Annotated in this window: 13 protein-coding genes; 11 read left to right on the top strand and 2 right to left on the bottom strand. The window is 61.3% G+C overall.

Annotated features, from left to right (window positions below; translation table 11 throughout):
• Positions 1-2: 2 nt before the first annotated feature.
• From cobN to ACGSLL_RS02395, 4 genes are all read left to right on the top strand, one after another.
• Entirely contained in the window at positions 3-3,851 is a 3,849-nt protein-coding gene (gene cobN, locus ACGSLL_RS02410; protein WP_394502784.1) for a cobaltochelatase subunit CobN, read from the top strand.
• A gap of 303 nt (positions 3,852-4,154) precedes the next feature.
• The gene (locus ACGSLL_RS02405; RefSeq protein WP_394502782.1) at positions 4,155-5,165 is read left to right on the top strand and encodes an ATP-binding protein; all 1,011 of its coding nucleotides are present in this window, start codon (positions 4,155-4,157) and stop codon (positions 5,163-5,165) included.
• Positions 5,147-5,830: a vWA domain-containing protein gene (locus tag ACGSLL_RS02400; protein WP_394503088.1), complete on the top strand. Its 684-nt coding sequence runs from the start codon at positions 5,147-5,149 to the stop codon at positions 5,828-5,830. Before ACGSLL_RS02405 ends, ACGSLL_RS02400 begins: the two co-directional genes overlap by 19 nt.
• Positions 5,831-6,144: 314 nt before the next feature.
• A complete protein-coding gene (locus ACGSLL_RS02395; RefSeq protein ID WP_394502780.1) occupies positions 6,145-7,704 on the top strand; it encodes a TerC family protein in 1,560 nt (519 codons plus the stop codon).
• A gap of 132 nt (positions 7,705-7,836) precedes the next feature.
• Here ACGSLL_RS02395 and ACGSLL_RS02390 read toward each other — a convergent pair whose 3' ends face one another.
• Both ACGSLL_RS02390 and ACGSLL_RS02385 read right to left on the bottom strand, forming a co-directional pair.
• The gene (locus ACGSLL_RS02390) at positions 7,837-8,913 is read right to left on the bottom strand and encodes a GGDEF domain-containing protein (RefSeq protein WP_394502778.1); all 1,077 of its coding nucleotides are present in this window, start codon (positions 8,911-8,913) and stop codon (positions 7,837-7,839) included.
• A gap of 157 nt (positions 8,914-9,070) precedes the next feature.
• Complete coding sequence (locus ACGSLL_RS02385; protein ID WP_394502775.1) at positions 9,071-9,505, bottom strand: thioredoxin domain-containing protein; 435 nt, start codon at positions 9,503-9,505, stop codon at positions 9,071-9,073.
• A 360-nt stretch (positions 9,506-9,865) separates the two neighbouring features.
• On the opposite strand from ACGSLL_RS02385, the gene ACGSLL_RS02380 reads away from it, so the two are divergent.
• From ACGSLL_RS02380 to ACGSLL_RS02350, 7 genes are all read left to right on the top strand, one after another.
• Positions 9,866-10,714: a transporter substrate-binding domain-containing protein gene (locus ACGSLL_RS02380; RefSeq protein WP_093101834.1), complete on the top strand. Its 849-nt coding sequence runs from the start codon at positions 9,866-9,868 to the stop codon at positions 10,712-10,714.
• A gap of 51 nt (positions 10,715-10,765) precedes the next feature.
• A complete protein-coding gene (locus tag ACGSLL_RS02375; RefSeq protein ID WP_024012746.1) occupies positions 10,766-11,428 on the top strand; it encodes an amino acid ABC transporter permease in 663 nt (220 codons plus the stop codon).
• 9 nt (positions 11,429-11,437) lie between these two features.
• Entirely contained in the window at positions 11,438-12,100 is a 663-nt protein-coding gene (locus tag ACGSLL_RS02370) for an amino acid ABC transporter permease (RefSeq protein ID WP_394502772.1), read from the top strand.
• Positions 12,097-12,888 (top strand): amino acid ABC transporter ATP-binding protein, encoded by a 792-nt coding sequence (locus ACGSLL_RS02365; protein WP_394502770.1) that lies wholly within the window; start codon positions 12,097-12,099, stop codon positions 12,886-12,888. Before ACGSLL_RS02370 ends, ACGSLL_RS02365 begins: the two co-directional genes overlap by 4 nt.
• Positions 12,889-12,917: 29 nt before the next feature.
• Positions 12,918-13,307 carry a RidA family protein gene (locus ACGSLL_RS02360; protein WP_208937640.1) on the top strand — a complete coding sequence of 130 codons (390 nt, stop codon included), beginning with the start codon at positions 12,918-12,920 and terminating at the stop codon, positions 13,305-13,307.
• Positions 13,308-13,463: 156 nt separating this feature from the next.
• Positions 13,464-14,228, top strand: coding sequence for an IclR family transcriptional regulator (locus tag ACGSLL_RS02355; RefSeq protein ID WP_394503086.1), 765 nt, complete (start codon positions 13,464-13,466; stop codon positions 14,226-14,228).
• 38 nt (positions 14,229-14,266) lie between these two features.
• Positions 14,267-15,481, top strand: coding sequence for an amino acid deaminase (locus tag ACGSLL_RS02350; protein WP_394502767.1), 1,215 nt, complete (start codon positions 14,267-14,269; stop codon positions 15,479-15,481).
• Positions 15,482-15,524: the final 43 nt, after the last annotated feature.

Here is a 15,524-nt window from a genome sequence, read left to right as displayed (position 1 = left end):
CCATGCACCTGCTCAGGACCCAGCCCGGCGGTTTCGTCTCGGATGACAACATTGCCGACCTTGGCCAAACCCCCGCCGAGCTGGTGATCCTGTGCAGCGGTGATTCCAGCCTGGCGCTGCTCGCCGAAGCGGCGCAGCAGTTGCCGCAAGACTACCCGAGCCTGCGTCTGGCCAACCCGATGCAGGTGCAGAATCACGCCTCGGTCGATCTGTACGTCGATGAAGTGTTGCGTCACGCCAAGGTGATTCTGATTTCGCTGCACGGCGGGATTGCCTATTGGCGCTATGGCGTCGAACGCCTTGTCGAACTGTCCGAGCGCGGCGTGCAAGTGATTCTGGTGCCGGGCGACGATCGTCCTGACCCGGAACTCAGCGACTTGAGCACCGTCAGCGCGGCGGATCGTGACCGTCTCTGGCAGTTCTTGCGTCAGGGCGGCCTGGGCAATGCGCTGGATTTCTTCCGTTGCCTGGCCAATCGCTGGTTCGCCCGCGATTACCCGTGGGCCGAGCCGCAAACCCTGCCGCGCACAGCGATTTATCATCCGGACAAAACCACCGCGACGCTCAGTGATTGGCAAGCCGAATGGCTGCCCGCGCAACCGGTCGCGGCGCTGCTGTTTTACCGCTCGCACCTGCAAGCGGCCAACACTGGGTTCATCGATGTGTTTTGCCAGCGCATGCAAGCTGCGGGGCTCAATCCTTTGCCCATCGCCGTGGCCAGTCTGAAAGAACCCGGCTGCCTGACGGTGGTCGAGGACTGGCTGGACGAAGTCGAGGCGGGGGTGATCCTCAACACCACAGGTTTTGCCCAGTCCAGCCCCGAAGCGCCGCACCTGCGACCGTTTCGCCGCAATATCCCGGTGATTCAGGCGATCTGCGCCCAGGACAACGAGCCCGGCTGGCGCGACAGCGAGCAAGGCCTTGGCCCGCGCGATCTGGCGATGCACATCGCATTGCCGGAACTTGATGGGCGCATCATCAGCCGGCCGATCAGCTTCAAGGATCTGGCCTGGCGCAGCGAGCGCAGTCAGTCCGATGTGGTGTGCTATCGCGCGCAACCCGAGCGCATGGATTTTGTCGCCGAACTGGCGCGGCGCTGGACTGAGCTGGCGCGGGTGCCGAATGGGGAAAAGCGCATTGCGTTGATTCTCGCCAACTACCCGACCCGCGACGGGCGCATCGGCAACGGTGTCGGCCTCGACACGCCAGCGGCGGCGCTAAATATTCTGCGTGCGTTGCAGGCCGAGGGCTATCCGGTTTCGGCCGGGTTGCCAGGCAGCGGCACCGAGTTGATCCAGCAATTGCTCGGCGGTGTCAGCAATGACCTCGACACGATTGACCTGCGCCCGTGCCAGCAAAGCCTGGCGATGGATGCTTATCTGGCAATGTTCGACGCGCTGCCAGAAACCAATCGCGCCGCCGTGATCGCGCGTTGGGGCGCCCCGCACAATGACCCGATGTGCCGTGACGGACGGATGATGATTGCCGGGCTGCGTTTCGGTCTGACCTTCGTCGGCATTCAGCCGGCACGCGGTTATCAGGTCGACCCGAGCGCGGTCTATCACGACCCCGATCTGGTCCCGCCGCACGCTTATCTGGCGTTCTATTTCTGGCTGCGCAACACCTACGGCGCCCACGGCGTGATCCATGTCGGCAAGCACGGCAACCTCGAATGGCTGCCGGGCAAAGGCGTTGGCCTCTCGGAGCATTGCTGGCCGGACGCGCTGCTCGGGCCGTTGCCGAATATCTACCCGTTCATCGTCAATGACCCGGGCGAGGGCGCCCAGGCCAAACGGCGCACGCAAGCGGTGATCATTGACCATTTGATGCCGCCGCTGACCCGCGCCGAAACCTACGGTCCGCTGCGCAATCTCGAACTGCTCGCCGATGAGTATTACGAAGCGCAGTTGCTCGACCCGCGCCGCGCCCGGGAATTGCAGCGCGACATCCTGCAATTGGTGCGCGAAACGCAGATCGACCGCGAGCTGCAACTCGACGCCGCGCTGGACAGTGACGCCGATGCGGCGATCTGGTTGCCGCGTCTGGATACGTATCTGTGTGATTTGAAGGAATCGCAGATTCGCGACGGCCTGCATATCTTCGGCGAATCGCCGAGCGGGCGTTTGCGCATCGATACCTTGCTGGCCTTGCTGCGGATTCCGCGCGGGGATGGGAAGGGCGCGCAGTCGAGCCTGTTGCGCGCGCTGGCAAAAGCCTTTGAACTAGGTTTCGATCCGCTGGATTGTGCCCTGGCCGAACCGTGGGAAGGGCCGCGTCCGAACGAACTGCAAATCGTCACCGATGAAGCCTGGCGTACCGCCGGCGACACCCGCGAACGCCTGGAATTGTTTGCCACACACCTCATCTCCCAAACACTGCTTGACCCCTGTGGGAGCGAGCCTGCTCGCGAATGCGCCGGGTCTGATAAATCATTGTTGAATGACACGCCGCTTTCGCGAGCAGGCTCACTCCTACAGGGGCCGCGGTGGGCTGAGGTTGGGGCAATCATCGAGCATTTGCGTGAGGTCATCGCCCCACGCCTGGACGCCTGCGGCGCGGCAGAAATGCGCGGTCTGCTCGACGCCCTCAGCGGCCGTTTCGTTCCCGCCGGTCCGAGCGGTGCGCCCAGTCGCGGGCGTCTCGACGTGTTGCCGACCGGGCGCAATTTTTATTCGGTGGACGTGCGAAATTTGCCGACCACCACCGCGTGGCGTATCGGTTTCCAGTCGGCGACGCTGATTCTCGAACGGCATTTGCAGGATCACGGCGACCACCTGCGCCAGCTCGGCCTGTCGGTCTGGGGCACCGCGACCATGCGCACCGGCGGTGACGACATTGCCCAGGCCATGGCATTGATGGGCGTGCGCCCGGTGTGGGCCACCGGCAGTCAGCGCGTCGATGATTTCGAGATTCTGCCGCTGAGTCTGCTCGACCGACCGCGTGTCGATGTGACGTTGCGCGTCTCGGGTTTTTTCCGCGATGCGTTTGCGAACCTGATTCGCTTGTTCGACGCCGCCGTGCAAGCGGTCGCAGCGCTGGACGAGCCGGACGAGCTCAATCCGCTGGCCGCCAAAGTGCGTGCCGAGCGCGAGGCGCTGCGTCAGTCCGGCGTCGACGAAGACACCGCGCGGCGCCAGGCCGGCTGGCGCATCTTCGGCGCCAAACCGGGTGCTTACGGCGCTGGCGTGCAGGGCGCTATCGACGGTCGTCTGTGGCAGAGCCGCGAAGACCTTGCCGAGGTGTATCTGAACTGGGGCGCTTACGCCTATGGCGGCGCCGACGAGGGTACCGCTGCCCGCGAACAGTTCGTTCAGCGTCTGAGTCAGGTGCAGGCGGTGCTGCAGAATCAGGACAACCGCGAGCACGACCTGCTTGATTCCAACGATTACTACCAATTTCAGGGCGGCATGCTCGCCGCTGTGGAGAGCCTGCGTGGCGAAGCTGCGGCCAGTTATCACGGCGACCATAGCCAACCCGACTTGCCGAAAATTCGCACCCTGAAAGAAGAGCTGAACCGGGTGATCCGTTCACGTGCGGCAAATCCGAAATGGATCGACGGGGTCAAACGCCACGGCTATAAAGGCGCGTTCGAGATGGCCGCGACGGTCGATAATCTGTTCGCCTTCGACGCGACCACGCAATTGATCGACGATCATCAGTATGCGCTGCTGGCCGACGCCTATCTGCTTGATCCGCAGACTCGGGAGTTTGTCCGCGAGCACAATCCGCATGCCTTGCGAGACATGACTGAACGCATGCTCGAAGCGCAGCAGCGCGGCATGTGGCAGGAGCCGGGGGCTTATAAGGAAGCGCTGGAGAATTTGCTGCTGGATATCGAGGAAGATGGATAGCGCGTCTAAAAGCCAACCCTCACCCCAACCCTCTCCCGGAGGGAGAGGGGGCCGATTTGTATTGGCTTTCGGGCCTGAGTTCAACTCGATAATTCAGGTCGGCGCAACGTGCAAGAACACCCAAATCAGTTCCCTCTCCCTCTGGGAGAGGGCTAGGGTGAGGGGCTTCTGACTGACACCCCACAACATGCAGAACACCCGAATCAGTTCCCTCTCCCTTTGGGAGAGGGCTAGGGTGAGGGGCTTTTAAATGACGCTCCGCAACATTCAAGACCACCCACGACCACGCCAGAGACCCCACCAATGACCGACACCCCACATTTCCCCCTCTCCGCCGTGGTCGGCGCCGATGACCTCAAGCTCGCCCTGTGCCTCACCGCCATCGACCCGAAAATCGGCGGCGTACTGATCGAAGGCCCACGCGGCATGGCCAAATCGACCTTGGCCCGCGGCCTTGCGGACCTGCTCGCCAGCGGCCAGTTCGTCACCTTGCCGCTGGGCGCGACCGAAGAGCGTCTGGTCGGCACTCTCGATCTGGACGCCGCCCTCAGCGACGGGCGCGCGCAGTTTTCCCCCGGTGTGCTGGCCAAGGCTGACGGCGGCGTTCTCTATGTCGATGAAGTCAATCTGCTGCCCGATCACCTGGTCGACCTGCTCCTCGATGTCGCCGCCAGCGGCACCAATCTGATCGAACGTGACGGGATTTCCCATCGCCATTCAGCAAAATTCGTCCTGATCGGCACGATGAACCCGGAAGAGGGCGAGTTGCGTCCGCAGCTGCTCGACCGATTCGGCCTGAACGTCGCTCTCAGCGGCCATACACAACCGACCGAGCGCGGCCAGATCATCCGTCGCCGTCTGGATTTCGACAGCGATCCGCAAGCGTTCTGCGCACAATGGGCCGCCGCGCAGCAGAGCCTGCGTGAACGCTGCGAAAGCGCGCGGATTGCGCTGGCCGATATTGAGCTGGACGATGCCGCGCTGGCGCAGATTACCGAGCGTTGTTTCGCCGCTGGCGTGGATGGTTTACGCGCCGATCTCGTGTGGCTGCGCGCCGCCCGTGCTCACGCGGCATGGCGTGGGGCAACGCAGATTGGCGAGGAAGATATCGACGCCGTGGCCGAGTTTGCCCTGCGCCATCGACGTCGCGAACCGTCGGCGGCGAGCCCGCAACAGCCACAACAACCGCCGCAGGCGCCCAGTCAGGCACAGAACACGGCGAGCGAAGGGCAGGGGCAGTGGGGCGATATGCCAGCGCCCGCGCTCGCCACCGGCACTCGACGAGAAGTGCCCGTCTGGCCAAAAAAGCCCTAGGCATTCGCCCCCGATCCGACGCGGGGGCGAATGCCAGACCCCGCGTTGGACGGCTCGACAATGGACGTCTAGGGAAACGCCAGAGCGCCAGCAGTGGCTCGGTGAACTGGCCGGGTACGTTGCTCAACGGACGACCCCGGCTACGCGAAGATCTGCTGTTCCAACTACGCACCCGCTCGCCCCATGAGTTGTGGCTGGTGATCGTCGACGCCTCCGCTTCGACTCGACGTCACCAGGCGCTGAGCGATGCCAAAGGTCTGCTCGCACAAGTGTTTGATGACGCCTACCGTCAGCGCGCGCGGCTCGCTTTGTTGACCGCCAGTGGTTCGACGCCGAAATGGCAAGTGCAGGGGCTGAAAGCTTCCAGCGGCCTGCAAACGTGGCTGCAAACACTGGGGGCGGGCGGGGGCACGCCGTTGCTCGCGGCGCTGGCACAGGCACAGCAATGGCTGACGCAACGGCGCAAGCGTTTCCCTGCTGAGCAGCAGCGATTGCTGCTGGTAACGGACGGGCGTTTGAAGCAATGCTCCGGGTTGCCGGCGCTGGATTGCCCGGGATTGCTGGTTGATATCGAGCGCGGACCGATTCGCCTGGGCAGGGCGCAGGCAATGGCCGACGCGCTGGGCACTGAGTATCGACACATTGATGAGCTGGCTGCGCACTGACGATCGCTTGGCGAGGCTGCTCGCGAATGGAACGGCCGTCAGCTTATTCGTACAGATCTTGAAATGATTTGCCACTGGGGAAAATGTGTCTTGAGGCGGTACGCTCCAAGGCCATTTTTCATTCAGGATTTGCATGAACACCCTCTCGGAGCCCCCCAGCTTTTCCGTCTCCTCGCGCCACGGCGCGGTCTTGATGCTCGCGCAGCATCCGGTTTTTCGACTTCCGACTATCTTTGGCAATGCGGCTCTTGAGCCTTCGCGTTGCGCATTGTCGTGTCCGGCAGCCTGAATTCACTGAGAGATCGAGACGTTTTATGGAATGGTTAGCGGATCCTACGGCCTGGTTGGGCTTGTTGACACTGATTGTGCTGGAGCTGGTGCTGGGTATCGACAACCTGGTGTTCATCGCGATTCTCGCAGACAAACTGCCGCCGCATCAGCGCGACCGCGCGCGAATCATCGGCCTGTCGCTGGCGTTGATCATGCGCCTGGGCCTGCTGGCGAGCATTTCCTGGCTGGTCACGCTGACGCAACCGCTGTTCGAAGTGTTCGGCAAAAGCTTCTCTGGGCGTGATCTGATCATGCTGTTTGGCGGCGTGTTCCTGCTGTTCAAGGCCACCATGGAATTGCACGAACGGCTGGAAGGCCATGTCGGAGAGCGCACGACCAACGCGGCGTATGCGCTGTTCTGGCCGATCGTTGCGCAGATCGTGGTGCTGGACGCGGTGTTCTCCCTTGATGCGGTGATTACGGCGGTGGGCATGGTCGATGAACTGGCGGTGATGATGATCGCGGTGATCATTTCCATCGGCCTGATGATTGTCGCGAGCAAGCCGCTGACCCGTTTCGTCAATGCGCACCCGACGGTGATCATGCTGTGCCTGGGCTTTTTGATGATGATCGGCTTCGCCCTGACCGCCGAAGGCCTGGGCTTCCATATTCCGAAGGGTTACCTGTATGCGGCCATCGGCTTTTCGATCCTCATCGAGGTGTTCAACCAGATTGCCCGGGCGCGCCGCAAACGCTCGATGCAGGGCCTGCGCCCGCTGCGTGAGCGCACGGCCCACGCGGTCATGCGTTTGCTCGGCGGGCGCACCCTGGCTGCGGAAGAGGTCGGTGAAGAAATCTCCGACCTGCTCGATAACGGTGACGCGCCGAGTGCCGAGCTGTTCGACCGCCGTGAGCGGGTGATGATCAGCGGCGTGCTGCAACTGGCCGAGCGACCGATTCGCCACTTGATGACCGTGCGCGCCGACGTCGATGCCATTGACCTGGCCGATGAAGCGGAGACGATTCGCACGAAGTTGATGCACTCGTCCTACTCGCGCCTGCCGCTGATACGCAACGGTGCGGTGGATGAGCCGCTGGGCTTTGTGCACAAGAAGGAACTGCTCAAGGACTATCTGGCCGGCGCCGAGCCGAACCTGGAGCAATTGGCGCGCCAGACCGTCAACCTGCTCGACAGCTACTCGATCCTCAACGCGCTGGAACAGATGCGCGCCGCTTCGACGCACATCGCGTTTGTGGTTAACGAGTTCGGTGATTTTGTCGGTGTGTTGACCATGACCGACATTCTTGAATCGATTGCCGGTGAGTTGCCTGACGCCAGCGAGATCGAAGGTCCGGACGTGCTGGAGGAGCAGGGCGGTTTTCTGGTCAGCGGTGCGCTACCACTGGCCCGAGTGCGCCAACGTACCGGCTTCGCTGCCGAGCCGACCGAGGATTACCAAACCATGGCTGGCCTGGTGATGAGTTTGCTGGATCGCTTGCCGATGAAGGGCGACCGGCTGGCATACGAAGGCTGGCAATTGACGGTGAAGGCAGTGGAAGAGCGACGGGTGACGCGGGTATTGCTGGAGCGCGCCGTTGCATGATTGCGACGGTCCCTGACCCATCGCCAGCGGGCTGGCTCCCACAGGTTTTGTGTTTGCTTCAGATCGAATGCCGTGCGCATCCCTGTGGGAGCTGGCTTGCCAGCGATGGCAATCAGTCAAGCGACGCAGCTGTCATGAATGAAAGGTGTACCGGTCCTTGCCGGTATGCTTCGACTCATACAACGCCGCATCAGCCTTGATCAACGCCTGATTCAACGTGTCGCCGTTTTCAACCCGGGTAATGCCGATGCTGATGGTGACCGGATGCTCGGCAGGCTGTTCACGGACCAAACGGCACAGTTCGGTGGCGAGCCCGGCAGCATCTTCGCGCCGTACGGCGGCCAGATAGATCGCGAACTCTTCACCCCCCAGGCGTGCATAGTCGAATTCAGCCATCACGGTTTTGATATCAGCGGCGACGCGTTTGAGTACTTCATCGCCAATGTCGTGGCCATAGGTGTCGTTGACCTTCTTGAAATTGTCGATGTCGATCATCATCAGGAAATGATCGTGTTCCCGCGGTGTCGCTTGCAGGCGCTGCTGCGCATGCGTCATGAAGGCGCGGCGGTTGGGAATCTGCGTCAACGGATCGTTGTACGCTTGATCCAGCAACAACCTGGACATGATGTAGTTGCTGAACCGCGCCTCGCGAAATTTCAAAAACGCGTACAGGGTCAGCGCACAGAGGAACACGCTGTAGCAGGCCGTCAATACGCCGCGCAGTTCACTCAGTTCGGTGCTGGTACCGAGAAACGGGTTAAGGACCAGCCAAATGACAACCTGCACGGCAAAAAACGCCCAGCGCCGCAACGGCAACACCGAGACGCTGTACAGCAGACTCGCAGCAGCGAGCATCAGCCACGAACTGTGCACCGCAGGCGGCAGGCCGTCGACGATCATCCGCACGCCCACCGTCAGGACCAACGCCAACAGCACGGTCAGTACGTCGAAATGTGCAGCTTTGCGGGTAAACCCGAGGACTAGCGTCAGAACACCAAAGGCGCCAAGGAAGACCATCGAGCGCCAGGTGAAGCCTTGTCCCCCCAGGAAACTGACGATCAGGTCGAACAACAACCACATGAATATGTTGACGACATAAATCAACAGGCTGAAGGTTTTCAGCCGCTCGAACTCTCGCTGAAGAAACTCATTCCTCAACGGCGCCGATGCGCTTTCCTTCAGAGCCTGCGCTTCCAGGGTTTCGAACATGCTTGTCCTGCTGCTCGTTTTGTTGGCAGCGGCCATACGCCCCAAAGGCTGTAGCGCTGCGTGTTCGCTCAAGAGCAAAGCAGTCGGATGGGCAGTTGTCCAATCCCGGTTCGTGTGCACGTTTGTCAGTGCTGTTCGGCGCGAGTGAGCTTCCCGCTTATCCGATCAGCCGGTGACGGGCGCGATTAACCATACACAACGACCGCAGCGCCCGGCGCAACCAGACCAGATCATGCTCAGGCTTACGCGCCGCTGCGGCCGGCGCCTTGGTCTTGCCGACATGCCGGGCAAAGTCCTTTGCAAGCGTCTCTTCGGTTCCGATGCCCTTCAGCTTTTTCAGCAACTTGCCATCCTTGTAGAACAGCACCGTGGGTGTGCCGGTGACCAGCGGATGGCGCGGCGACTGGCGGGTGTCGAGCATGTAAACGTTGGCACGGTGGCGGTAGGGTTCGGCAGTCTGGCGAAAAATCGGCCCGGCCCATTCGCACGCGGGGCAGTGCTCGCTGGCAAAATACAGAATGACTGGACGCCAGGTTTTCAGGGCTTTGCGATAAACCGGTGCCAGCGTTGCCGCAGCGGTGGATGCGCTCATTGAAGGCTCCTTTTCAACGACGATGAGGTCTGGCGACGTTAAAGGAGGGTGTGTGATGACGTCTACTGTCAGAAATTACAGGTGCCCTTCAAACATCGCCTGATTATCAAACGCACCGAAATCGCGCGCCCCACCCAATTTGGGAACCTGATACCCGCCTGCAGTAGCGTTCGGTAGCGCAACCGTTCCCATCAGTCCGCCACCCTCAAGCAAGATTTCATTGCATCTCCTTGATTCTAAAAACCTTTAAAACCCGCGCAGATTTCTGATCAAGGCTGTGGCACACTTTCTGCTGTCTATTCCGTAGTAACAAACCGTGTTCCGGTATAGCGGAATAAACATCATTCTGGAGTGCTTGCCATGCATCGCCGTCCTTCGTTGTTCAAAGCGTGTGTTTTCGTTCTTGCAGCTTCATCCACCGTGATGGGCCTGGCCCAGGCTGCCGAGAGCAAGCTCGACAGTGTTCTGGCTCGCGGCAAATTGATTGTCGGCACGGGGAGCACCAATGCGCCGTGGCACTTTCAAGGTGCTGACGGCAAGCTGCAGGGCTTCGATATCGACATCGCCAGGATGGTGGCCAAAGGACTGTTCAACGACCCGAGCAAGGTCGAGTTCGTCGTGCAGTCGTCGGATGCGCGGATTCCCAATCTGCTCACCGACAAGGTCGACATGAGCTGCCAGTTCATCACCGTTACCGCCAGCCGCGCGCAACAAGTGGCGTTCACCTTGCCGTACTACCGCGAAGGTGTTGGCCTGTTGTTGCCGAACAACAGCAAGTACAAGGAAATCGAAGACCTGCAAGCGGCGGGCGACGACGTCACCGTTGCTGTGCTGCAAAACGTCTACGCCGAGGAACTGGTGCATCAGGCGTTGCCCAAAGCCAAGGTCGACCAGTACGACAGCGTCGATCTGATGTATCAGGCAGTGAACTCTGGCCGTGCCGACGCGGCGGCCACCGACCAGTCTTCGGTCAAATACCTGATGGTGCAGAACCCTGGCCGCTATCGCAGCCCGGCGTACGCCTGGAGCCCGCAGACCTACGCCTGCGCGGTGAAACGTGGCGATCAGGACTGGCTGAACTTCGTCAACACCGCGCTGCACGAGGCCATGACCGGGGTTGAATTCCCGACCTACGCTGCGTCGTTCAAGCAGTGGTTCGGCGTTGATCTGCCGTCGCCGGCGATCGGTTTCCCTGTCGAATTCAAATGATCCCGTGAGAGCGGGGCGATTGCCGTCGCCTCGCTCAAGGTACTGCTGACCATGAACTATCAGTTGAACTTTGCCGCCGTGTGGCGCGATTTCGACACCTTGCTGGCGGGGCTCGGTCTGGGCCTGCAGTTGGCGCTGGTGTCGATCGCCATCGGTTGCGTGATCGGCCTGCTGATGGCGTTTGCCTTGCTGTCGAAGCATCGCGCCCTGCGGGTGCTGGCCTCGGTGTACGTCACGGTGGTGCGCAACACGCCGATTCTGGTGTTGATCCTGTTGATCTACTTTGCCTTGCCGAGCCTCGGCATCCGGCTGGACAAGATTCCCTCGTTCATCATCACGCTGTCGCTGTATGCCGGTGCGTATCTGACCGAAGTGTTCCGAGGCGGCTTGCTGAGCATTCCCAAAGGCCAGCGCGAAGCCGGGCTGGCGATCGGGCTGGGCGAGTGGCAGGTCAAGGCCTACGTCACCGTGCCGGTGATGCTGCGCAACGTCTTGCCGGCGCTCTCGAACAACTTCATCTCGCTGTTCAAGGACACTTCGCTGGCGGCTGCGATTGCGGTGCCGGAGCTGACCTATTACGCGCGCAAGATCAACGTCGAAAGCTACCGGGTGATCGAAACCTGGCTGGTGACCACGGCGTTGTATGTCGCGGCCTGTTACCTCATTGCCATGCTGCTGCGTTATCTCGAGCAGCGTCTGGCGATCCGCCGATAGGAGCTTGCGATGTACGAATCACCTAGTTGGCTGCATGAGTTGTGGGTTGCCCGAGAGCCGCTTTTCCAAGGTTTTCTGACCAGTGTGCAAGTGTCGGCATTGGCGATTTTACTCGGTACCTTGCTCGGCGTTGTCGCCGGATTGGTGCTGACTTACGGGCGCTTGTGGATGCGTGCGCCATTTCGTTTTTACGTCGATCTAATTCGCGGTACACCGGTGTTTGTGCTGGTGCTGGCCTGTTTCTACATGGCGCCGGCGCTGGGTTGGCAGATCAGCGCGTTTCAGGCCGGCGCCTTGGGCCTGACGCTGTTCTGCGGCTCGCACGTCGCCGAGATTGTTCGCGGCGCGCTGCAGGCGTTGCCACGCGGGCAGATGGAAGCGGGCAAAGCCATCGGCCTGACGTTTTACCAATCCCTCGGTTACGTGCTGTTGCCTCAGGCATTGCGGCAGATCCTGCCGACCTGGGTCAACTCGTCCACGGAAATCGTCAAGGCCTCGACCTTGCTCTCGGTGATCGGCGTGGCTGAATTGCTGCTCAGCACGCAGCAGGTCATTGCCCGGAATTTCATGACTCTGGAATTCTATCTGTTCGCCGGTTTTCTGTTCTTCGTCATCAACTTCGGTATCGAATTACTCGGCCGGCACATTGAAAAGCGGGTGGCCTTGCCATGACTCAAGCTCAAGTTTCCCCACACGATCAGGCGCTGCTGGACATTCGCGGCCTGCACAAACAGTACGGCGCGGTCGAAGTGCTCAAAGGTGTCGACCTGAGCATGCAGCGCGGCAATGTCGTCACGCTGATCGGCTCCAGCGGTTCGGGCAAGACCACACTGCTGCGCTGCGTGAACATGCTCGAAGAGTTTCAGGGCGGGCAGATTCTGCTCGACGGTGAATCGATCGGTTATGACGAGGTCAATGGCAAGCGCGTGCGTCACGCGGAGAAAGTCATCGCCCGGCATCGCGCGATGACCGGCATGGCGTTCCAGCAATTCAATCTGTTCCCGCATCTGACCGCGTTGCAGAACGTCACCCTGGGCTTGCTCAAGGTGAAGAAGATGCGCAAGGACGAAGCCGTGGCACTCGCCGAGAAATGGCTGGAGCGCGTCGGTCTGCTGGACCGGCGCAATCACTTTCCCGGGCAGTTGTCCGGCGGTCAGCAACAGCGCGTGGCGATTGCCCGGGCAATTGCGATGAACCCGAGCCTGATGCTGTTCGACGAAGTCACCTCGGCCCTCGACCCGGAACTGGTCGGCGAAGTGCTCAACGTCATCAAGGGCCTGGCCGAAGACGGCATGACCATGTTGCTGGTGACCCACGAGATGCGGTTCGCCTTCGAGGTCTCGGACAAGATCGTGTTCATGAATCAGGGGCGGATCGAAGAGCAGGGGCCTCCCAAGGAGCTGTTCGAGCGCCCGCAGTCACCGCGTCTGGCCGAGTTCTTGAAAAACACGCGGTTCTAATTTTCGTTTTGTAATCAGGAGAAACACCCATGAGCATTACTCGTTATGGCACCGGCAGCACTGCCGCCGGCGGTCAGCCGCGTCCCTTCGCACGCGCAGTCGAAGCGGATGGCTGGCTGCACGTCTCCGGCCAGGTGCCAGCGGTGGAGGGCGAGATCATTGTTGGCGGCATCGTCGAGCAGACTCACCAGACCATGAAAAACCTGATCGCGATTCTCACCGAGGCCGGTTATGGGCTGGAAGATGTGGTGCGTGTCGGTGTGTGGCTGGATGATCCGCGGGATTTCAGCAGCTTCAACAAGGTCTTCGGCGAATATTTCAAACCCGAACACGCCCCGGCACGGGCCTGTGTGCAGGCAAGCATGATGGTCGATTGCAAGGTGGAGATTGATTGCATCGCGTACAGGAAGAAGGCCTGAACCACACCGATCGTTCCCACGCTCTGCGTGGGAATGCAGCCCGGGACGCTCTGCGTCCCATTGGAACGCGGAGCGTCCCTTGAGGCATTCCCACGCAGAGCGTGGGAACGATCATTAGCGGTAAACTCCCGGCGACTTTGAATGGGAACCACTGATATGACCGAAGACACCATCAAGCGCCGGGCTCGCGGTCTGGACCGGGCGTTCGATATCCTCGATTTCCTCAAGGAAATCGGCCAGCCGCTGCGCCCGAACGACATCGCCAACGGCATCGGCAGCCCGAAATCCACGGTCTACGAACTGGTTACCGCGTTACTCGAGCGCCGGATTCTCGAGCCGGTGGGCAAGGACGGTCATGTCTACCTGGGCCGGCAACTGTACTTTCTCGGCCAGGCGCATCTGCGCCATTTCGATCTCAGCCGCGAGGCCGATCACGCCTTGCAGGAGATTGTCAGCCAGACCCGCGAAACCGCGCAGATGTGCCTGCTCAACGGGCGCAAATACACGGTGGCACTGATGAAGGAGGGCGAGCGGCATTTTCGTATTTCCTCCGACATCGGCGAGAACGCGCCGATCCCGTGGACTGCCTCGGGGCGCCTGCTGCTCGCGCACCTGAGTGACCAACAGATCATCGACCTGATCGACGAGGACGATTACATCCTGCCTGACGGTGAACGTCTGCCGCTGGAGCGCTTTCTGGCGGAAATCCGTCAGGCCGGCATCGACGGTTTCTTCTCCTTCGACAGTGTCGCCGACACCTTCACCCATTGCTTCGCCGCCCCGGTCAAAGATCCGCAAGGCGTGGCGATTTGTACCTTGTGCATCGTCGCGCCACGGGCCGACGCGAAAACCCATTACGACGACTATCGCCGGGTACTGATCGAGAGCGCCAACAGCCTCGCCCGGCGCATCAACGAATAAGCGCGGCTGCCTGCGGCCGCGAAACGAGGAGTTCGACCATGACGACTGCCAACAATCATGCGGTGCAAAAGGGCGACGCGGCCATCGGCGCGCAGCTGGTGCGCGACGTCAGCCTGCCCGCGCTGGTGCTGCATCGCCAGGCACTGGAGCACAACATTCGCTGGATGCAGAAGTTCGTCAGCGACAGCGGTGCCGAACTGGCGCCCCACGGCAAAACCAGCATGACCCCGGCGCTGTTCAAGCGTCAGCTCGATGCCGGGGCGTGGGGCATTACCCTCGCCAGCGCGACCCAGACCCGTGCCGCCTTCGCCCATGGCGTGCGCCGGGTGTTGATGGCCAACCAGTTGGTCGGCACGCCGAACATGGCGCTGATCGCCGACTTGCTCGCCGATCCGGCATTCGAATTCCATTGCATGGTCGATCACCCGGATAACGTCGCCGACCTCGGCGCGTATTTCGCCTCGCGCGGGCTCACGCTCAACGTGATGATCGAGTACGGCGTCGTCGGCGGACGATGCGGTTGCCGCAGCGAACAGGAGGTCATCGAACTGGCCAAGGCGATCAACGCCCAACCGGCGCTGGCATTGACCGGCATCGAAGGTTACGAAGGGGTGATCCACGGCGACCACGCGGTCAGCGGCATCCGCGAGTTCGCCGCGTCTTTGGTGCGCCTGGCCGTGCAGTTGCAGGACAGTGGCGCGTTTGCCATCGCCAAGCCGATCATCACCGCGTCCGGCTCGGCGTGGTACGACCTGATTGCCGAATCGTTCGAGACGCAAAACGCCGCCGGGCGCTTTCTCAGCGTGCTGCGTCCGGGCAGCTACGTCGCTCACGACCACGGCATCTACAAGGACGCGCAGTGCTGCGTTCTCGACCGACGCAGCGATCTGCACGAAGGTTTGCGCCCGGCGCTGGAAGTCTGGGCGCATGTGCAGTCATTGCCGGAACCGGGTTTTGCGGTGATTGCACTGGGCAAGCGTGATGTGGCCTTCGACGCCGGTTTACCAGTGCCATTGCTACGCTACAAGGCCGGCGTGGTGCCCGTTTCTGGCGATGACGTGAGTGCCTGCAAGGTGACGGCGGTGATGGATCAGCATGCGTTCATGACAGTGGCACCGGGTGTTGAGTTGCGCGTCGGCGATATCATTTCCTTTGGCACCTCGCACCCGTGTTTGACGTTCGACAAGTGGCGGGTGGGGTTGCTGGTGGATGAGCAACTGACGGTGATCGAAAGTATGGAGACGTGTTTCTAAGGCTTCAGACCGAGGCGCGGCCAATCGCGAGCAGGCTCGCTCC

This window comes from Pseudomonas retamae (assembly GCF_043496865.1).
GTDB classification, from domain to species: domain Bacteria; phylum Pseudomonadota; class Gammaproteobacteria; order Pseudomonadales; family Pseudomonadaceae; genus Aquipseudomonas; species Aquipseudomonas retamae.
This window is presented reverse-complemented; position numbering and strand designations above follow the sequence as displayed.